Raw genomic sequence first — 19,902 nt, forward strand, 5'->3', positions numbered from 1 at the left:
CCGGGCCGGTCAGCTGTCCTCGACGGTGATCTCCACCTGATCGACATTGACACCTTCGGGCGGGTTGGCCGTTCCGTCGACCGAGATGCGGCTCTTGTCGACGCCCTGCGCCTCGAGCGCGTTGGCGACGGCCTGGGCGCGCTGATCGGCCAGGAGTTCGGCGGCCGCCTCGTCCGTGTTGCTCGCGTAGGCCTCGATCTCGATCTTGCTGTCGCCGGCCTTCATGGCGGCGGCCACCGCCCTGACCGTCACGTCCGAGACGGCGTTGAGCTCGGCGGTTCCCGACTCGAATCCGATCGGGACCGCCGCGATGGCCGAGTTGATCGCGTTCTGCGTGGCCTCGCGCGCGGTGTTCACGGCGGACGACGCCGTGGCCTGCACGCTACTGATCGCGCCTTCCACCCGGTCGGACGCCGACGAGGTCGTCGTGGTCGCGATCGGAGCCTCGTTCGAACTGTCGTCGGAGCAACCGGCCGCGCCGAGCAGCGCGATGGCGGCGACCGCGATACCGGTGACGATGGTCTTGCGCATGATGGGTTCCCCTATACGTCGGTATGTCCGGAAGGCGCTACACGTCGTGGGACGAGGATAGCCCCGCCGACGCCCGTCGACGGTGGTATTCGGGCACTGCCCGGCTCCCACATCGTGGGATCCCGCCCGCCGGATGTGAATCCGGACACGGGCTTCTCACCTGGTCGGAACCCGGTAATTCGTCTCGCGTTTCATTTCGGTTAAACCCTCGGATTGCGATCTCATTTCAATAACGGTAGGAAGGAATCCGGCGCCCGCTCAGCGCCGACATAAATGCCCACAACCGAGCAAGGAGTTAAAAGCATGGATCTCGCCTTCCTGTCCGAATTCTTCTCCGCCTTCTCCGACCTCGCCGGTGCCCTGGACTTCTTCTCGGGTTCCGCCGACGCATTGGGCGGTGGCGCAGACGCCGCAACCGCGGCCGCGGCCACGATTGGCTAGCATTTCCGCTGGCACAAGACTTGAACACCCGTGACGGGGTTCGCACGCTCAGGCGCGCGGACCCCGTCACGGCGTTGTCGGCCCCATTGATCCGACTCAATCACGTATCTATCACGACGAGTAATTCACAACGTGAACATGTTCATTATCCGCGTCACCAGCGATTTTCCCGGAATTGGTCGGTCGACCAATTGAACCGGCCGTCGAAGATCAACTTTTCCGCTTCACCGTTGATTTATTCCCGAAATAATCGGCCGCGGGGCATATTCGCGACACCCTCGTAACACGCGCACATTTCAGTGCACATGCGTACACTCAAATCTCGTGACCGACGCGCAGATCAGACGCCGCACCGAGGTGCGGGCCCTCGCCCGGCTGGCCCTCGAAGAAATCGGGGGCGCCGCCACCGGCATCGGCAGCATCCACCGCGCGATCTCGGATCGCGTCTTCGCCGGGATCCGACTCGGCGTCGGCTCCCACACGATCCCCGCCAAGCTGCTCCACGACGAGATCTCGGGCGCCGTGTACGCACTCGTCGCCGACACCGCACGTCTCAGTGGTTCCCTCGCAGGACGGTTCCTCGACCTCCCGTCGCCGGAGAACGTCGCGCCGTCCCAGACTCGCCGCGGAGCCCAGGCGATCGCCGCGATCCAGGGGCTGATCGGCGACGTACTGGAATCCGAGGGGTCACCGCTCGCCGAGCCCCTGGCGATACGGGTGAACGGTGTCGCGCTCGCCCCGGACGCGCCCACGCTCGCCGACGCCTTCCCGCGCGCCGGCGGCCGCATCGTCGTCTTCCTGCACGGCCTCGTCGAGACCGAGGACGCGTGGTCGCTGGGCCGCCGTCCCACCTACGGTGAACGGCTCGGGACGGACCTGGGGTACACGGCGCTGCAGATCCGGTACAACTCCGGCAGGCACATCTCGGACAACGGCAGGAGCCTGTCCGACCTTCTGGACGCGGTCACCGAGAACTGGCCGGTCGAGGTCGAGTCGATCGCACTCGTCGGGCATTCCATGGGTGGCCTCGTGGCCCGCAGCGCCTGCCGGATCGCCTTCCTCGACGACCGCCCGTGGGTGAGACGGGTTCGGCACGTCGTGAGTCTCGGCTCGCCTCACCTCGGCGCCCCGTTGGAGCAGGCCGTCCACTACGCGAGTGCCAGACTGGCCGCGCTGCCCGAGACGCGCGCGATCTCCGGGCTCCTGCGCAGAAGGAGCGCCGGCATCCGGGATCTGAACCAGGGTTCGCTCGTCGACGAGGACTGGCGCGATCGCGATCCCGACACGCTCCGCGCCGCGGCGTGCAGCGAGGTCCCCCTGCTCGACGGCGTGACGTACTGCTTCGTCTCCGCGACCATCACGCGCAGCCCGAGGCATCCGCTGGGCCGCCTGCTCGGCGACGGCATGGTGCTCGTGCCGAGTGCGTCCGGCCGGAACCGGACGCGGATGATCGGCTTCCGCGACAAGGACGGCATGCACCTCGCGCCCGCGAACCACTTCACGATGCTCAACCACGAGTCGGTGTACGAGAAGCTGCTGGAATGGCTCGGCACGCCGGAAGCCCGCTGACTCCGGACTCAGGCCATGGTCGTGTGCCACACGATGGCGGCGGCGAGCGCACCCGCGCCGTTCAATGACCAGTGCAGCGCGATGGGCGCGATCAGACTGCCGCTGCGGCGACGGAGCCAGGTGAACACGACGCCCGCGGCCGCGGTCGCGACCACCGCCGCGAGGATGCCGAGCACCTGACCGAGGACGCCGCCGCCGAGGAAGCTGGACAGCCCCTTGTTTCCCGACGTCAGTCCCAGCGAAGACGCGATGTGCCAGAGACCGAACATCAGCGAACCCGCCGCGAAGACACCACGGGCGCCGTACACGCGGTCGAGGGTGCCGTGCAGCACGCCGCGGAACGCGAGCTCCTCGGGGATGACCGTCTGCAACGGGATGACGATCATCGACGCGATGAGCGCACCGGACAGGGTGGCGTACCGGTCGGCCATGAAGAAGGGGCGGGTGATCGGCAGGGCTGCGCCGATCGCCACGACGCCGATCACGAGTCCCATCGCCGCCAGCGCGTACAGCGAACCCTTTCGCCAGTGCCGGGGCGAGAGCCCCAGTTCTGCCCAGCCGAGCCCGCGGCGCCGCGTGAGAACGAGCAGCACGACAGCGGCGATCGGAACGGTGGCGATACTCGCCCACGCGGTGGTGAAGTGCGCGATCAGATTCGTGGCTGCGAGGACGACCACCACGATCGCGATGTCCAGGTAGGCATGCAGCACGGGACGCTTGGCGCGTGCACCGGACTTCTCGCCGTCGACAGTTCCGGCGTACTGGACTTCAAGGGTCATTCGGCCGGCCGATCTGCTTCGTGTACACGCATCAAGTCAAGTGTACGGATTCGCCTCCGAAACCTCTGTGAGCCACGCCACTGCGCAGGTCGAAGCATGCCCCCGCGTCACAGGGCCGCCGGAGCCCGCGGCTAGCCTGAATACGAACTTCACACAACCCGCTGTCCAGGAGATAGAATGGCCGACTTCCTCTACGAGGACTTGCTGCCGATCGGTGAGGACCCCACCGAGTATCGGCTGCTGACCACCGAGGGGGTGTCGACTGTCGAAGGACCCGACGGCCGCACCTTCCTGTCCGTCGAGCCCGAGGCGCTGCGGCTGCTCACCGAGACCGCGCTCCACGACATCTCGCACTACCTGCGCAGCGACCATCTGACGCAGCTCGCGAGCATCCTCGACGATCCCGAGGCGTCGGGCAACGACAAGTTCGTGGCACTCGATCTGCTCAAGAACGCCAACATCTCCGCCGCCGGCGTGCTGCCGATGTGCCAGGACACCGGTACCGCGATCGTCATGGGAAAGCGCGGCCAGCACGTCCTCACCCCCGGCGACGACGAGAAGGCCATCGCCCGGGGCGTCTATGACGCCTACACCCGGCTCAACCTGCGGTACTCGCAGAACGCGCCGATCACGATGTGGGACGAGAAGAACACCGGGAGCAACCTCCCCGCCCAGATCGAGCTCTACGCCGACACGGCGAGCGGGCACGAGAACGCCTACAAGTTCCTGTACATGGCCAAGGGCGGCGGCAGCGCCAACAAGTCCTACCTGTTCCAGGAGACCAAGGCGATTCTGAACCCGGACGGCATGATGCGGTTCCTCGAGGAGAAGATCCGCGCCCTCGGCACCGCAGCCTGCCCGCCGTACCACCTCGCGATCGTCGTCGGCGGCACGTCCGCGGAGTTTGCGCTCAAGACGGCCAAGTACGCGTCGGCGCACTACCTCGACGAACTCCCGAACGAGGGGGCGATCACGGGCCGCGGCTTCCGCGACCTGGAGCTCGAGGAGAAGGTGCTCGAGCTGACCCGTCAGATCGGCATCGGCGCACAGTTCGGCGGCAAGTACTTCTGCCACGACGTCCGCGTCATCCGCCTCCCCCGCCACGGTGCGTCACTGCCCGTCGCACTGGCCGTGTCCTGCTCGGCGGACCGGCAGGCCAAGGCGAAGATCACCCCCGAGGGCGTCTTCCTCGAGCAGCTCGAATTCAACCCCGGCAGGTTCCTCCCCGAGGTCACCGACGCCCAGCTCGACGCCGAGACCGACGGTGTCTCCGGCACCGGCAAGGGCGCGGCCGTGAAGATCGACCTCACCAAGCCGATGCCGGAGATCCTCGCCGAGCTGTCCAAGCACCCGGTGAAGACACGACTGTCGCTCACCGGACCGCTCGTCGTCGCACGCGACATCGCCCACGCCAAGATCAAGGAACGGCTCGACGCCGGCGAGGACATGCCGCAGTACCTCAAGGACCACCCGGTGTACTACGCCGGTCCGGCCAAGACCCCCGACGGCATGGCGTCCGGTTCCTTCGGACCCACCACCGCCGGTCGCATGGACTCCTACGTGGAGCAGTTCCAGGCCGCGGGCGGCTCGATGGTGATGCTCGCGAAGGGCAACCGCTCCAAGCAGGTCACCGACGCGTGCAAGTCGTACGGCGGCTTCTACCTCGGGTCCATCGGCGGTCCCGCGGCGCGTCTCGCCCTCGACTGCATCAAGAAGGTCGAGATCGTCGAGTACGAAGAGCTCGGCATGGAAGCGGTCTGGAAGATCGAGGTCGAGGACTTCCCCGCGTTCATCGTGGTCGACGACAAGGGCGAGGACTTCTTCGCCGGTGTCTCCACCCCCACCCTCACCATCGGCAAGCGCCCCGGCCTGTAGGCGGCTCCGCCGCCCGTGAGTGGTTGACGAGTCCCTGGACTCGTCAACCACTCACGGGTGCTACGCACCTACCGCGATCTCGATCACCGGATTCTTCGCCGGGTCGAGCCGGCCGAGGAGTGTGGTCAACGTGTCGCGGTCGATCGCGACGCAGCCTTCGGTGGTGGTGCCGTCCGTGACGTGCAGGAACATCGCCGACCCGAGACCCGGAATGCGGGCGGCGTTGTAGCCGATCGCGACCGCGTAGTCGTACAGCGGACCGGCCGCGTACAGGTTCTCACTGTTACCACCGGGGCTCGCATCCTGCCGGACGTGCGTGTTGTACGTCGGCGAGAGCGGATTCGAATCCCACCAGTCCCGCCGATCCGACTGGAAGTACGGCATCGCCGTCTCGGGGGCGGGCTGCCTGCCGAACGCCTGCGCCAGCGGAAAGACACCGGCCGGCGTGCGGGTGGAGAATTCGTTCGCCGCACCGATTCCTTCCCCGCCGACGTCGGCGGGGACGGGGCCCGCGAACACCTGCCACGTGCCGTCCGCATTCCGTTCCCACGCGGTCAGTTCGGCGACCACTGCCCCCGCGGACGGGGCGTAGACCGTGATCACCTGGTCCGAGGCGCCGGAGAAGACCGCTCGGTCCGGGGCCGCGGAGGCGCCGGGTACCAGCACCAGCCCGATCAGAGCCACCATCAGTCCCGCCAACCACAGTCGACCCACCCGTAACGTCGTCATGGGGCGAGTGTTCCATCCTCGGGCACTCGTCGCGAGATTTTCCCTCCCCGCTGCTACACGCGGCAGAGGATCTCGCTGTGCAGGAGCGCGAACCAGCCGTCGTCCTCCCGCACCCACGAACGCCAGCCCGCCGCGATGCGTTCCAGGTCCGCCGCGGTAGCGAGCCCCAACTCGAGCGCCCGGTCCGCGTAGTTCGACTGCAGCGAGCGATCGGCCCAGGACCCTCCCCACCACTCGCGATCCTCGTCGGAGGAGAAACACCACGTGCTCGCAGTGTTCACGACGTCGCCGAGACCCGCCTCGTGCGCCCACGCCCGCAGGCGGCGGCCCGCGTCCGGTTCACCACCGTTCGCCCGCGCGATGGCCTTGTACAGCGTCAGCCATTCGTCGAGTGCCGGTGTCGCCGGAAACCACGTGAAGGTGCCGTAGTCCGCGTCGCGGGCGGCGACGATCCCGCCGGGCCTGCACACCCGCTTCATCTCGCGCAATGCCTGCACCGGATCTCCGACGTGTTGCAGGACCTGATGTGCATGCACGACATCGAAGCTGTCGTCGGGAAAGTCGAGGGCGTGGACGTCGGACACGACGGTCAGGGTGTTCGGGACTCCCCGCTTGGCGAACTCGTTCCGGGCCAGGGACAGCGCCTCATCGGTCATCTCGACGGCGGTGACGACTCCGGGAGCGACGAGTCCCGCGAGGTCGGCGGTGATCGTGCCCGGCCCGCACCCGACGTCGAGCAACGTCATGCCTGCGCGCAGGTGCGGGAGCAGGTAGCCGGCGGAGTTCTCGGCGGTGCGCCATCGATGGTTCCGCAGCACCGATTCGTCGTGTCCGTGGGTGTAGACCGTCTCGTCGCCGTTCATGCCTCCGACGCTAGCAACCTCGACCAGATAATGGGATCATCATCTCACCATCCAAGATCGCGGGAACCCCGGTCGCGGCAGGTCGTGAGTGTTACGTTGTTGCACACCAACAGGCAACCGAGGGACTGCCATGACTTTCAGCCTCGCTCTCACTCCGGCGCAGAAAGACCTCGTCGAGCGGACGCACGCCTTCGCGGAGAATGTGATCCGGCCGGTGGCGGCCGAGCACGACCGCGCGCAGGAGTTCCCGTGGGACGTTCTCGAGAAGGCCGCACAAGAGGGCTTCTACAGTCCGCTGTTCTACCGCGACCTCATCGGCGACCCGACGGGACTATCTCTTCCCCTGTTCATGGAGGAGTTGTTCTGGGGTTGCGCCGGAATCGGGCTGGCCGTCGTGATGCCCGCGCTGGCGCTGTCGTCGATCGGGCAGGCCGCGACGCCGGAGCAGATGCTGCGGTGGGCGCCCGAGTGCTTCGGCGAGCCCGGCAACCTGAAACTCGCCGCACTGTGCATCTCGGAACCCGAGGGCGGCAGCGACGTCCGCAATCTGCGGACCACCGCGACGCGCGACGGCGACGAGTGGGTGATCGAGGGGCACAAGATGTGGATCGGCAACGGGGGAATCGCCGACGTGCACGTCGTGAACGCCACCGTCGATCCGGATCTGGGCCATCGCGGGCAGGCGCTCTTCGTGGTCCCCGGCGGAAGCCCAGGCATCGAACTCGTCCGCAAGCTCGACAAGCTTGGCTGCCGCGCGTCGCACACGGCGGAACTGAAATTCCATCAGGTTCGGGTGCCCGCCGACCATCTGCTCGGTGGCGACGACAAGCTGCAGAACCGCATGCGGAAGGCCCGCGAGGTGCAGGAGGAGGTGGCCACCGGCGCGCCGCGACGGAAATCTTCCACCCTCGGCACGTTCGAGCAGACCCGCCCCATGGTCGCAGCTCAGGCGCTGGGCATCGCCCGCGCCGCGCTCGAATACGCCACCGAATACGCGAACCGCCGGGAGGCATTCGGCGGCCCGATCATCGACAACCAGGGCATCGCGTTTCCGCTGGCCGACCTCGCGACCCAGATCGACGCCGCGCGACTGCTCACGTGGCGGGCGTCGTGGATGGCGGCGGCGGGCGTGGAGTTCCGCCACGGCGAGGGCTCGATGGCGAAACTCGCGGCGTCGGAGGTCGCGGTGAAGACCACGGAACGCGCACTGCAGACGATGGGCGGGTGGGGGTACATCAGCGACCACCCCGTCGAGAAGTGGTACCGGGACGCCAAGCTGTACACCATCTTCGAGGGCACCAGCGAGATTCAGCGGATGGTGATCGGGCGCGCTCTCGGCGCCGCGGACGGCGCCCCGCCCCTGCACTTCGATCAGCCGACCGAGGGATCCGCGTTCAACCGGCGGTTTGGCAGGGGCACGTCCGTGCGCACGAAGGCAGGCGAATTCGCGATGTCGATGAAGGACCGGATGCCCGAGTCCGCGCAGCGACTGGCGATGAAAATCCTTGCTCCACCGAAGAAGTGAACCCTGTGAGATCAGGTCCAGAGAGCTGCCACCAGTACGGTGACGATGCCGAGCCCACCGACCACGTGGACCAGGTTCGGGTTCTCCTGCCCCTTGTTCTGCTTGCCCCGGACGATCTCGGCGAGCGCGACCACCACCAGTGAGAGCAGAAGCTTCACACCGATCTTGACGTGGTTGTAGTCCTTGTCCAGTGCGGCCTCGCCGAGCCCGACCAGGATCAGTCCCGTCACGAACTGGAGCCGCGCACCCCACACCATGACCTCGGAGATCCGCGGCGCCCCGAGCACCGCGAAATAGCCGCCGACGAGGGCGGCCATGCCGAGCAGGTGGCAGACGAAGACGAGGTTGTAGACGACGGTCATCTCCGCAGCCTAGCGACCTGCCCGGTCAGCCGGATACGATTCCCGCCTCGATCGCCGCCTCCCGGTACGACGCGGCCAGCGTGGCGACGGTTTCGTGGGCGTTGAGCCCGCTGGGGTTCGGGACCAGCCACAACTCCGCGCCCTCGAGGTCGCGCGGCTGCTTGCCCTTCTTCGCGGCACGCTCCCCGAAAGCCGTGCGATAGGCGGTGATTCCGGCGACGGCGACCACCCGGGGAGTGGTGTCGCGGACCACGGTGCGCAAGCGCTCGGCGCCGACGGCAAGCTCCTCACCGGTCAACTCGTCCGCCTTCGCCGTGGCGCGCGGGGCCAGGTTGGTGATGCCGACGCCCCGCTCGATCAGGTGCTCGCGATCCGCGTCCGACATCCCTGCCGTCGGATCGATCGGACGCTCGATGATCTCCGCGGCCAGCAGAGCCGGATAGAAACGGTTGCCCGGGCGCGCGAAATGCGCCCCCGTCGCGGCCGTCCACAGTCCCGGGTTGATCCCGACGAACAACAGTCGGCAGCCCGGTCCGATGAGGTCCGCAACCTCGGCATCGCGGAACGACTCCAACTCCGCACGCGTGAAGCTCACAGTCGGCCCGCCTCCGTCAGCCCCGCGACGGTGTCGGCCAGGGTCTCCGCCGAATCGCGGTACTTCACACCCAATTCGCTTTCACTCGGCCGGTCGTCGGTGTCCGGCATTCGCGTGTAGTACTCCATCGCGGCCTCGGAGATCGGGGTGTCGATGTGGACGAACCGGTCGACGGTGTCGACCAGCCTGCCAACCAGGCGCAACGCTACGTCCGGAACGGGGAACACCCCCATCCATTTGCCCGTGATCACGCTCAGCATCTCGGAGATCCCCGCGATCGGAATCCGGGGACCACCGAGCATGTACCGGCGGGCGCCGCGCCCCGGCTCGAGGAGGGCGGCGTGCGCGCTCGCCACCTCCCGGACGTCGACCATCGTCCACGCGGCGCTCCGCCCTGGCAGACCCCGAAGGTGGACGGCGGCCTCGACTGCCTGGGCGGCCTCGCCGAACTGGTTCCCGGCCGGCGGGCCGACGATCATGCCCGGATAAGTGATCGCGATCGGTGCGCCGTCGGCCTGAAGGTCGCGAGCGTACTGCTCCACACGCGCCTTGCTCCGGCCGTAGGCGTCGGGAGGCCCGCACACCGGCAGGTCTGGAGTGAGCATCCGGGCGTCGGGCTGGAACAGTGCGGCGATACTCGAGACGTAGACGATCGGGTCGAGGCCCAACTCGACCGCGGTTCCCAGCACGTTCTGTGCGCCGGCCAGGTTGGTCTGCAGCATCTCCTCCGCGCGGCGCGGGTCGACCGCGACCACGGCCGCGGCGTGGATGACGGCGTCGCAGCCGTCCAGCGCGCGGCGCACGGACTCGGCGTCCGTGATGTCACCGACCACGTGATCGGACGTGTCGAGTCCGAGTGCCGCGGCACTGGTCACGAGGCGAGCAGGATCCCGCACGAGGAAGCGCACCCGGTGGCCGGCGTCCACCGCCGCCTTCGCGCTCCATGCCCCGACGAAACCTGTTCCCCCCGTGACCAATACCAGCAACGTGAACTACACCGTCCTGGCGAGACGGTTGGCGAGCATGGTGGTGAACCGGGCGGGATCCTCGAGTTCGCCGCCCTCGGCCAGCAACGCCATCCCGTAGAGCAGCTCCGCGGTCTCCCCCAGCGCCGGATCCTCGTCGCGTTCGCCGTGCGCCTCCCGCAGCCCGGTGACGAGCGGGTGGGTCGGGTTCAGCTCGAGGATGCGCTTCGTGACGGGAACGGGCTGCCCGGACGCCCGGTACATCCGCTCGAGTGCCGGCGACATGCTGAACGCGTCGCCGACGATGCAGGCCGGTGACGTGGTCAGCCGCGTCGACAGCCGCACCTCCTTGACCTGCTCGCTCAGCGCGTCGGCCATCCAGGAGAGCAGGCCGGCGAAGTCCTTCTCCTGCTCCTCCCGCTCCGACTCGTGCGCCTTCTTGTCTTCCTCGGTGTCGAGGTCGACCTCCCCCTTGGCGATCGACTGGAACGACTTGCCGTCGAACTCGGGGACGGCACCGACCCACATCTCGTCCACGGGATCGGTGAGCAGCAGCACCTCGAAGCCCTTCGCGCGGAACGCCTCCATGTGCGGTGAACTCTCGAGCAGCTGCCGGGATTCACCGGTGGCGTAGAAGATCTGGTCCTGACCGTCCTTCATCCGCGCCACGTAGTCTTCGAGCGAGGTCAGCTCGTCCTCGCTGTGGGTGGACGCGAACGACGAGATACCCAGTAGCACCTCCCGATTGTCGGTGTCCGACATCAGGCCTTCCTTGACCGCACGGCCGAACTCCGCCCAGAACGTGCGGTAGTCGTCGGGCCGCTCGGCCTTCAGGTCCTTGATCGTGGTGAGGACCTTCTTGGTGAGCCTGCGCCGGATCGCGCGAATCTGCCGGTCCTGCTGAAGGATCTCACGAGACACGTTGAGGGACAGGTCCTGAGCGTCGACCACACCCTTGACGAAGCGGAGGTACTCCGGCATCAGCTGATCGCAGTCGTCCATGATGAAGACGCGCTTGACGTACAGCTGCACACCCGTCTTCCCGTCCCGCATGAACAGGTCGAACGGGGCGTGGGACGGGATGAACAGCAGGGCCTGGAACTCGAACGTGCCCTCCGCTTTCATCGGGATGACCTCGAGCGGATCGTCCCAGGCGTGGGCGATGTGCTTGTAGAACTCCTTGTACTCTTCTTCGGAGACGTCGTCCTTCGAGCGCGCCCACAGCGCCTTCATCGAGTTGATCGTCTCGGACGTCGTGGTGACCTCGTCCTCGCCGTCGCCCTCCGCGGGGACCGTGCGCTCGACGTTCATCCGGATCGGCCACGCGATGAAGTCGGAGTAACGCTTGACGAGTTCCTTGATCTTCCGTTCCGACGTGTAGTCGTGCAGGTGATCCTCGGCGTCCTCGGGCTTGAGGTGCAGGGTGACGGAGCTGCCTTGCGGGGCGTCGTCGACCGCCTCGATCGTGTAGGTGGCCTCGCCGCTCGACTCCCAGCGCGTGGCCTCGCTCTCGCCGGCCTTCCGCGTCAGCAGCGTGACCTTGTCGGCGACCATGAACGTCGAGTAGAAGCCGATGCCGAACTGTCCGATCAGTTCCTCGGAGGCGGCGGCGTCCTTCGCTTCCTTCAACTTGCGGCGCAGGTCTGCGGTGCCGGACTTGGCCAGCGTGCCGATGAGGTCGACGACCTCCTCGTGGGACATGCCGATGCCGTTGTCGCGGACGGTGAGCGTGCGCTGCTCCGCGTCCACCTCGATCTCGATGTGCAGATCCGACGTGTCGACGTGGAGTTCCTTGTTGCGGAAGGCTTCGAGCCGCAACTTGTCCAGCGCATCGGAGGCGTTGGAGATGAGCTCCCGCAGGAACGAGTCCTTGTTGGAGTACACCGAGTGGATCATGAGGTCCAGGAGTTGGCGGGTCTCCGCCTGGAACTCCAGTTGTTCGATTTTCGTGCTCACTTCGATTCCCTTCGACAGCAGAACCCTCGACACCAGATTCGTCGTCGGAATGATAGCCCGCGGCCGAATACCGGATTCATCGCGGCGAGAGGTCAGGATCCCGCCGCACCCGCGCCGAGACGGTCAGCCGGCGGCGTCCTCCTTCAGGGTGTGCGCGACCAGCGCGTTGGCGTGGCCGTGACCGAGGCCGTGCTCGGACTTCAGCCAGCTCACCAACTCCATGTGCTTGGTCAGCTCGGACGACCGGATGAGCGTCTGCCATTCACTGATCGGCCGACCGTACTTCTCCTCGATCGACGGGAAATAGGACGCGGGGCCCTTCACTGGTTCAGCCATGCGCGACAGGCTACCGGCACCCGCCGACACATACTGTCCGACAAGCATCTTCGGATGTCGCGCCCTCGCCGACGCCGACGTCCGTAAGCTGACTGCATGGAACGAACATCGGCAGGATGACGTCATGGCGGAGCTGATTCTGGGGCCACTGCTGAGACATGTCGGCACGAGCGACGCGACGGTGTGGGTCGAGACGTCGGAGGCGTGCACCGTCCGGGTCCTCGGCCACGAGGAACGCACGTGGAACGTGTCGGGTCACCACTATGCACTCGTCGTCGTGGAGGGTCTGGAGCCCGGGTCGACCACCCCGTACGAGGTGACCCTCGACGGCCGCCCGGTGTGGCCGTTACCGAGTGCCGTCCCGTCGGTGATCCGCACGCTCCGGGAGGACGACGACACGCTCGTCCTCACGTTCGGGTCGTGCCGGTTCGCCACGATGTCCACGACGGAGGGCAACCGGCATCTCGGCGCCGACGCCCTGGACGCGTACGCGGTGCGGATGGCCGAACAGTCCCCGGACCAGTGGCCCGACGCCCTGCTGTTGCTCGGGGACCAGGTGTACGCCGACGAACTCTCCCCGGAGACCGAGGCCCGGGTCGCCGAGATCCACGACGTGAACGAACCACCGGGGCCGCAGGTGCGCAATTTCGAGGAGTACACCTGGCTCTACGCCGAATCGTGGACGGACCCTCAGGTGCGCTGGCTGATGTCGACGGTGCCGACGTCGATGATCTTCGACGACCACGACGTCCGGGACGACTGGAACACCTCGGAGTCCTGGCGCGCCGAAATCGAGGCCACGTCGTGGTGGGAGGAGCGCATCGTCGGCGCGCTGTCCTCGTACTGGGTCTACCAGCACCTCGGGAACCTGGCGCCGAGCCACCTCGCCGAAAACGAACTGTACCAACGCGTTCGGAAGCACGGCGGTGACGTCGAGCCGATGCTCCGCGAGTTCGCGTCGGCCGCCGACGAGGAAGCGGACGGGGCCAAGGGCATGCAATGGTCGTATCGCCGGGACCTCGGGGCCGCGAGGCTGCTCGTCATCGACTCGCGGTGCGGTCGCATCCTCTCCGGCGGTCGCCGCGAGATGGTGTCCGACCCCGAATTCGCGTGGATCGAACGTCAGACCGAGGGCGACTACGACCACCTGCTCGTCGGGACGTCACTGCCGTGGCTGCTGCCCCGCGCCCTTCACGACCTCGAGTCCTGGGACGAACGGCTCGCCGCCGGGTCCCGCGGCCCGCGGGTGGCGGCCGTGGCGGAGAAGATCCGGCGGGGTGCGGACCTCGAGCACTGGGCGGCGTTCCGTGACTCGTTCGACCGGCTGGCCCGCCTCTTCGCCGAGGTCGGCGCAGGCCGCAAGGCCCGGCCGGCCGGCCGGGCGCCGTCCACCATCTCGGTGCTGTCCGGCGACGTCCACCACGCCTACGTCGCGCAGGCGCACTACGCCGAGAAGCTGCAGTCACTGGTGTATCAGCTGACGTGCTCGCCCCTGCACAACTACGTTCCGGCCGCCATGAAAGTGACGTTCCGGATCTCGTGGCGGCGCGCCACCGAGCGGACCGTGCGTTTCATCCTCGGCCGGGTGTCGCGGGTGCCACCCGTCCCCATCGACTGGTCGAAGGTCGCCGGACCGTTCTTCGGCGATCAGGTCGCGACGCTCCACCTGAACGGACGGGCCGCCCGCCTCGTGATGGAACAGGCACGCAACGACAGCGACGGCACGCCCCGCTTCAAGACCATGACCGACCTCGAGTTGACGACGGGAAACGACTACTGACGCTGCTCGGCCGTCGACTTCAGCTGCGCGAGCCCCTTCTCGAAGTCCTTGCCCACCATCTTGTCCATCGGGAAGAGGACTCCCACGATCTTGAAGAAACGGTTGGTCTTACCGGTCATCTGCCAGCGGACGGTGGTCCCGGCGCTGTTCGGCTCGAGGAGGAACGTCGTGACGTTGTCGGCCTTGAACGGTTTGAGGAACTTCAGGTCGAGCACGACCTTCGAACCGGGCACCGACTCGGTGATCACCATCGACCCCGCCCCCGCCTTGCGATTGCCCTCCCAGGCGTAGGCGGCGCCGACGCCCGACTCCGGGCCGGAGTACGTGCGCTTCAAATCGGGATCGACGTTCTCCCACGGCGACCACGACTGCCACTGCCGGAAGTTGTCGAGAAGCGGCTGAACGACGTCGGGGCTCGCATCGATGACGGTGGAACGTTCGACGAGGAAGTCGTCCGAGGCCATGCCGGTCTCCATTCGGTAGCGGGTGTGGTGGAACGAGGTCGCGCCCACCTGTCCAGGTGGAAGATAACGCCTCGCCGGCGGTCGCGCGCGCGGTATCGTCGGGAGCGACCCAACGACAGTGCTGTGGTGGGGGTAGCAGTGACGACCGAGACGGATCTGATCCGCAATATCGCTCTGGTGGGACATCAGGGTAACGGGAAGACGACGCTCGCGGAGGCGATGCTGTTCCGCGCCGGTGTCGTCACCCGGCCCGGACGCGTCGAGAGCGGTAACACCGTGCTCGACACCCAGCCGGAGGAACACGACCGCACCCAGTCGCTGACGCTCGGCCTGGCCTCCTTCTCGTGGGGCGACTACCGGATCAATCTCCTCGACCCGCCGGGCTACGCCGATTTCGTCGGCGACGCGATGACCGCGCTCCGGGTCGCGGACGTCGCCGTGTTCGTGATCGACGGGGTCAGCGGTCTGCAGGTGAACGACGAGTTGCTGTGGCAGGTGGCCGGCGAGCGATCCATCCCGCGCATCCTGTTCGTGAACAAGATGGACAAGGAGCGGGCATCGTTCGATGTCGTCCTGGCCGGGATCCGCGACCATTTCGGGTCCGGAGTCGAGCCGGTCGACCTGCCCGTCGGCGAAGCGTCGGCGTTCACCGGGGTCGCCGATCTCCTCACCGAGCACGTCATCCTCTACGACAGCGGGTCCGCGAACACGAGCGACGAACTGCCCGCCGACATCGCCGACCGCGAGCACGAACAGCATGAGCATCTCGTGGAGGACGTGGTCGAGATCGAGGACGACCTGCTCTCGAAGTATCTCGACGGGGAGGACATCTCCGTGGCCGAACTCGAGCACGCCCTCCGCGCGGGTTTCGCCGCGGGCTCGCTGTGGCCGGTGCTGTGCGGGTCGGCCGTCGATGCCATCGCCGTCGACCGGTTGCTCGACTTCGTGTGCCGGATCGCGCCCGCACCGTCGGAGGTCCCCGGCATCGAGGTCGTCGGCGACGGGGTCGCGGAGGTGCGGTGCGATCCGTCCGGAGACCCGCTCGCGTACGTCTTCAAGACGCAGACCGACGAATACGTCGGACAGGTGGCGCTGTTGACGATCCTCTCCGGCACCGTGCATGCCGACGACATCCTCGTCAACCAGCGCACCGGTGCGAAGGAGCGCCTGCACAACCTCCTTCGCGTCCTCGGCAGCAAACACACCGCGATCGACACCGCGGAGGCGGGCGACATCGTCGGCGCCATCAAGCTGACCGACGTCTCGACGGGCGACACCCTCGCGCCGATCGGCTCGTCCCTCACCGTGCCCCCGATCGTGCACCGGCGTCCCGTCTACGGAATCGCCGTGGCCGCCGAGAGCGCGGGCGACGAGGACAAACTGGCGACCGCCCTGGCGGAGCTCGTCAGCGACGACCCGACGCTGGAGGTGACCCGCGACAGCGAAACCCATCAGACGGTGGTCCGGGGCGCCGGCGACGTGCACGTGCAGGTGGCGCTGACCCGATTGAAGCGGCGGTACGGCATCACCCTCCAGACCGAACCGGTCAAGATCGCCTACCGCGAGACGCTGCTCGGCACCGTGGAGACGGAGGGCCGCCACAAGAAGCAGAGCGGCGGCCACGGCCAGTTCGGGGTGGCGACCGTCCGCTTCGAGCCGCTCCCCCGGGACGAGGGCTACGAGTTCGTCGACGAGACCCGCGGTGGCGTGATACCCAAGTCCCTCATTCCCGCCGTCGGCAAGGGAATCGCCGAATCGATGGGACGCGGAGGCCGGCACGGATTTCCGCTCGTCGACCTGCGGGCCACCGTTCTCGACGGCAAACATCACTCGGTCGACTCCGACGATTTCAGCTTCCGGATGGCGGGGGCACTCGCCCTCCGTGCGGCCATCGACAAGGTGGGCACTCTCGTCCTCGAACCCGTCGACCACGTCGAGGTCACGGTGCCGTCGGCGCTCCAAGGTGACGTGATGGCGGATCTCGGACGGCGGCGCGGCCAGATCGAGGGCACCGAACCGGCAGGGGACGGCGAGATCACCGTGATCGCGTCGGTGCCGACGAGCGAGGTCACCGACTATCCGGTCGCCCTGCGCTCGATGACACACGGGCGTGGTCGTCTCGCCCTGAGTTTCAAGTGCTACCAGGAGCGGCCCGAACCGCGCTGACAGTGAACGCTTCGCGAGCCGCCGCTAGTGCTCGCGACCGGTCCGCAGCCGCGCGGCGAGTTCCGCGCGGCTGCGGACCCCGGCCTTCGCGTACACCGATTTCAGGTGGTCCTGGACGGTGTTCACGGTGATGCCGCGGCGGTCCGCGATCTCGGACGTCGCGTAGCCGGCCATCACGTCGGCACACACGTCACGCTCGCGTGCGGTCACCGCATACGCCGCGAGCAGCAGTCCCGTGAGCTCACCGCCGACCGCGGGTTCGAGGGTGACCACCGTCTGCGGTTCGCCGCCGCCGATCAGGGCCGTGGCGCGCACCAGAATCCAGCCTCCCTCCGCATCGCGGACACGCGCCTTGAAGATCCCCGAACCGCTCGACCGCGCCCCGAACGTGGCGGCCCGCAACACAACGGTCAGCCGTCCCGGGGCCACCGCGTCGAAGCGATCCTGCCAACCGCGGGCAGCGGCCGTGAGCGCAACCGGATCGCCGGCGGCATCGGTCAGCACCACCGCCGGACCCTGGTCACCGCCACCGGAGATCGCCGGGGCGTGCACGGACGCGGCCCGTGTCGCGACCGCCAGGCCGGGGGCCACGAGCGTGAGGAACTCGAGCTCACGGTCGGTGAAATCCGGCCCGGACCGCACGAATCCGGCTGCGCCCCAGCACACGCCGTCGACGCGGAACACGAGGCGGACCTCGCTGCCGAGCCCCAGCGGCGCCCACACCGCGCCGTGACGAATGCTGTGCGCCACGTCTTCCGCGGGTAGGTCCGAGGCCCGCGCGACGGTTCGGCCACTGCGGGCGAGTTCGGCGAACGTGCCCGGATCGTCGCCGTTGTACTCGGATTCGGCGAGCAGCGGCTCGTACTGCTGCGGTATCCGGCTGCGCCCGCTGGTCATCGAACTGATCGCGAGTGTCTCCGGGTCGAGCATCGCCCAGCACGTCAGGTCGCTGCGCACCGTCTCACCGACCAGTTCGATGGCGCGCTCGTGCAGCTGCGTGACACCGGCGCCCGATCCCGCGACCGCAAGCACCTCCCGGCGCAACTTTTCCGCCCGGACCTCCAGCATGAACACAGTATGCGCTGGTCACAGGCACACCACCATCCCAGATTCCGGGGATGGGCAGCGGGGTGCGCCGGTTCTACCGTCGCAGTATGTCCACCCACGTTCACGTCATCAGAGCAGGCGACGGCAGGCACCTCACCGCACCGGACGCCGACATCACGGTCCTGGTCGGTGGCGATCACGCCGGCCGGGCGTACGAAGTCTTCCTCGTCGAAGCGTCCCGGTACGCACCGGACGGCCCGCTGCACGCCGAGCCGTGGTCGAAGTCCTACCACGTGCTGCGCGGCCGGATTCTCGTCCAGGCCGGAGACACCGGATACGAGCTCGAGGCCGGGGAAACCATCGCCATCGAGGCGGGAACGATGAATACGTTCACGGTCCTCTCCGAGTCCGCCGACTTCCTCCTCGTCACCGCCGGGGCGTCCAACAGCGGCTTCTTCGGTGATCTCGACGCGGTCGGCCGTGGCAGGCACTCGCCGGAGGAAATGGACCGGCTGCTGCACGAGGTCACCGATCGGTACGGCGTCGAACTCGCGACCGGGGCAGGTGCGCCGTGATCATCGTCGCGCAGATCGCCACACTGATCGCCGCAGGCGTGCACCTGCTGGCGTTCGTGTGGGAATCGTTCCTGTTCCGCAGGCCGTCGGTACACGAGGGCATCTTCCGCATTCCGAGCGGCGACGTGCCCGCCGCCCATCTATGGGCGTTCAACGTCGGTTTCTACAACCTGTTCCTCGGTTCCGGCGCCATCGCCGGCGTCATCCTGTGGTGGGCGGGCCACGACACTCCGGGTCGCACCCTCGTCGTCTACACCTGCCTCTTCATGTTCCTGGCGGGCATCGCCCTGGCCGTGTCGGACCGCATGGCACTCAGCCGACAGCGCGGCGACGGCGTCGTCGGCGCACTGTCACAGAGCGTGCCCCCGCTGGTGGCCCTGATCGCGCTGGCGATCGGGTGACACCCACGGCGTCCGATTGCCAGGAACTTCTCAGGGTCGACCGAACGGATCCTTATTCGCGGTCGGCATGATGGGAACCATGTCCCAGGTGACCGTTCTCGCCATCGGTGGCACCGGAGAGTCCCACCCCGACGACCACCGACGCCACGTCACCGGACTGTTGCGTGACGTCACCGACGCCCTCGACGACCGGTTCGCGTCGCGGTGGGTCGGCTATCCGGCGTCGTACGGGCCGGTCGCGGCGGGCGGACTGAGTTACCGGCAGAGCACCGAGGTCGGCGTCCGCCGCTTGATCGACGCCATGGAGGACGCTCCCGGACCGGTCATGCTGATCGGGTACTCGCAGGGATGCACCGTGATCCGTGAGGTGCTCGGGCAGATCGCCACCGGGGCCCTGCGCGCCGACAACCTCTCCGCGGTGGGTCTCGTCTCCGACCCCGAGCAACCCGCGGGGGTGGTACCGGGCTGCCGCGGGCGCGGTGTCGCGGGCGACGGCGCCCCGATCCCGGACTCGGTGCCGGTGCAGTGGATCGCGCACCCGGACGACATGATCTGCAATGCCAGCGAAGACAGCTATGTGCGCGACATCGCGGACCTCACCCGGTGGATGTCGTTTCGCGCGATGCGGACGTGGCTTGCGCAGACGTGGGAACTGATCCGCAACAACAGCTTCCAGAACGCGACCAAGACACGTGTCAGCCCTCGGCAGTGGCGCACCGACCTGCGCCGCCTGCGGACCGCGGCGATCGAGGTGCTCGGCTACCTTCCGCCGCGCCTCGTCTGGCGCGGTGTGCGCGTCGTCAACGCACGGGGCGGGCGGCACGTCGCGTACGCCAGCGAACCACTCGATGCGAGCGGGCTCACCGGATGCCAGATCCTCGCCCAGTGGCTGCAGGTGCGGGCGACGTTCGAACCGCCTCTGCGCGTCGCGGCGTAAGGGTCG

At 67.7% G+C, this 19,902-nt stretch carries 20 protein-coding genes; 9 read left to right on the plus strand and 11 right to left on the minus strand.

Going from position 1 to position 19,902, the window contains the following annotated elements; translation table 11 throughout:
* Positions 1-9: 9 nt before the first annotated feature.
* Entirely contained in the window at positions 10-531 is a 522-nt protein-coding gene (locus WKC72_RS30960; RefSeq protein ID WP_037231574.1) for an OmpA family protein, read from the minus strand.
* Between the two features lie 303 nt (positions 532-834).
* Between WKC72_RS30960 and WKC72_RS30965 the strand changes: the two genes are divergently transcribed.
* Entirely contained in the window at positions 835-972 is a 138-nt protein-coding gene (locus WKC72_RS30965; protein ID WP_009479155.1) for a hypothetical protein, read from the plus strand.
* A 324-nt stretch (positions 973-1,296) separates the two neighbouring features.
* Positions 1,297-2,541, plus strand: coding sequence for an esterase/lipase family protein (locus WKC72_RS30970; RefSeq protein WP_370180684.1), 1,245 nt, complete (start codon positions 1,297-1,299; stop codon positions 2,539-2,541).
* A gap of 8 nt (positions 2,542-2,549) precedes the next feature.
* Here WKC72_RS30970 and WKC72_RS30975 read toward each other — a convergent pair whose 3' ends face one another.
* Positions 2,550-3,320 (minus strand): CPBP family intramembrane glutamic endopeptidase, encoded by a 771-nt coding sequence (locus WKC72_RS30975; protein ID WP_128639228.1) that lies wholly within the window; start codon positions 3,318-3,320, stop codon positions 2,550-2,552.
* Positions 3,321-3,497: 177 nt separating this feature from the next.
* On the opposite strand from WKC72_RS30975, the gene WKC72_RS30980 reads away from it, so the two are divergent.
* Positions 3,498-5,195 (plus strand): fumarate hydratase, encoded by a 1,698-nt coding sequence (locus tag WKC72_RS30980; RefSeq protein ID WP_037231567.1) that lies wholly within the window; start codon positions 3,498-3,500, stop codon positions 5,193-5,195.
* Between the two features lie 60 nt (positions 5,196-5,255).
* On the opposite strand, the gene WKC72_RS30985 is transcribed toward WKC72_RS30980, so the two are convergent.
* Positions 5,256-5,924, minus strand: a complete 669-nt coding sequence (locus tag WKC72_RS30985; protein WP_128639229.1) for a L,D-transpeptidase — start codon at positions 5,922-5,924, stop codon at positions 5,256-5,258.
* Between the two features lie 53 nt (positions 5,925-5,977).
* Positions 5,978-6,787 (minus strand): methyltransferase domain-containing protein, encoded by an 810-nt coding sequence (locus WKC72_RS30990; RefSeq protein WP_037231563.1) that lies wholly within the window; start codon positions 6,785-6,787, stop codon positions 5,978-5,980.
* A 130-nt stretch (positions 6,788-6,917) separates the two neighbouring features.
* Between WKC72_RS30990 and WKC72_RS30995 the strand changes: the two genes are divergently transcribed.
* Positions 6,918-8,312: an acyl-CoA dehydrogenase family protein gene (locus WKC72_RS30995; protein WP_037231561.1), complete on the plus strand. Its 1,395-nt coding sequence runs from the start codon at positions 6,918-6,920 to the stop codon at positions 8,310-8,312.
* Between the two features lie 11 nt (positions 8,313-8,323).
* On the opposite strand, the gene WKC72_RS31000 is transcribed toward WKC72_RS30995, so the two are convergent.
* The 5 genes from WKC72_RS31000 to WKC72_RS31020 form a co-directional block, all read right to left on the minus strand.
* The gene (locus WKC72_RS31000; protein ID WP_037231559.1) at positions 8,324-8,674 is read right to left on the minus strand and encodes a hypothetical protein; all 351 of its coding nucleotides are present in this window, start codon (positions 8,672-8,674) and stop codon (positions 8,324-8,326) included.
* A 25-nt stretch (positions 8,675-8,699) separates the two neighbouring features.
* Complete coding sequence (locus WKC72_RS31005; protein WP_128639230.1) at positions 8,700-9,269, minus strand: mismatch-specific DNA-glycosylase; 570 nt, start codon at positions 9,267-9,269, stop codon at positions 8,700-8,702.
* Positions 9,266-10,255, minus strand: coding sequence for an SDR family NAD(P)-dependent oxidoreductase (locus WKC72_RS31010; protein WP_128639231.1), 990 nt, complete (start codon positions 10,253-10,255; stop codon positions 9,266-9,268). The genes WKC72_RS31005 and WKC72_RS31010 overlap by 4 nt, the downstream gene beginning before the upstream one ends.
* A 6-nt stretch (positions 10,256-10,261) precedes the next feature.
* Complete coding sequence (gene htpG, locus WKC72_RS31015; protein ID WP_112299153.1) at positions 10,262-12,190, minus strand: molecular chaperone HtpG; 1,929 nt, start codon at positions 12,188-12,190, stop codon at positions 10,262-10,264.
* Between the two features lie 123 nt (positions 12,191-12,313).
* Positions 12,314-12,526 (minus strand): DUF4287 domain-containing protein, encoded by a 213-nt coding sequence (locus WKC72_RS31020; RefSeq protein WP_087556750.1) that lies wholly within the window; start codon positions 12,524-12,526, stop codon positions 12,314-12,316.
* A gap of 124 nt (positions 12,527-12,650) precedes the next feature.
* On the opposite strand from WKC72_RS31020, the gene WKC72_RS31025 reads away from it, so the two are divergent.
* Complete coding sequence (locus WKC72_RS31025) at positions 12,651-14,306, plus strand: alkaline phosphatase D family protein (RefSeq protein ID WP_268791066.1); 1,656 nt, start codon at positions 12,651-12,653, stop codon at positions 14,304-14,306.
* On the opposite strand, the gene WKC72_RS31030 is transcribed toward WKC72_RS31025, so the two are convergent.
* Complete coding sequence (locus WKC72_RS31030) at positions 14,300-14,770, minus strand: SRPBCC family protein (protein ID WP_128642169.1); 471 nt, start codon at positions 14,768-14,770, stop codon at positions 14,300-14,302. The two genes, WKC72_RS31025 and WKC72_RS31030, sit on opposite strands and share 7 nt — an antisense overlap.
* A gap of 138 nt (positions 14,771-14,908) precedes the next feature.
* Here WKC72_RS31030 and WKC72_RS31035 point away from each other — a divergent pair, with 138 nt between their 5' ends.
* Positions 14,909-16,936 carry an elongation factor G gene (locus WKC72_RS31035; protein WP_370180685.1) on the plus strand — a complete coding sequence of 676 codons (2,028 nt, stop codon included), beginning with the start codon at positions 14,909-14,911 and terminating at the stop codon, positions 16,934-16,936.
* A 24-nt stretch (positions 16,937-16,960) separates the two neighbouring features.
* On the opposite strand, the gene WKC72_RS31040 is transcribed toward WKC72_RS31035, so the two are convergent.
* Entirely contained in the window at positions 16,961-18,004 is a 1,044-nt protein-coding gene (locus WKC72_RS31040; protein ID WP_370180686.1) for a LuxR C-terminal-related transcriptional regulator, read from the minus strand.
* A gap of 86 nt (positions 18,005-18,090) precedes the next feature.
* Between WKC72_RS31040 and WKC72_RS31045 the strand changes: the two genes are divergently transcribed.
* The 3 genes from WKC72_RS31045 (at position 18,091) to WKC72_RS31055 (ending at position 19,896) form a co-directional block, all read left to right on the plus strand.
* A complete protein-coding gene (locus WKC72_RS31045) occupies positions 18,091-18,558 on the plus strand; it encodes a hypothetical protein (protein ID WP_268791067.1) in 468 nt (155 codons plus the stop codon).
* Complete coding sequence (locus WKC72_RS31050; protein WP_112299106.1) at positions 18,555-18,959, plus strand: DUF1304 domain-containing protein; 405 nt, start codon at positions 18,555-18,557, stop codon at positions 18,957-18,959. Before WKC72_RS31045 ends, WKC72_RS31050 begins: the two co-directional genes overlap by 4 nt.
* 67 nt (positions 18,960-19,026) lie before the next feature.
* A complete protein-coding gene (locus tag WKC72_RS31055; RefSeq protein ID WP_370180687.1) occupies positions 19,027-19,896 on the plus strand; it encodes a PE-PPE domain-containing protein in 870 nt (289 codons plus the stop codon).
* Positions 19,897-19,902: the final 6 nt, after the last annotated feature.

Source organism: Rhodococcus wratislaviensis, assembly GCF_041228765.1.
GTDB lineage: Bacteria > Actinomycetota > Actinomycetes > Mycobacteriales > Mycobacteriaceae > Rhodococcus_F > Rhodococcus_F wratislaviensis.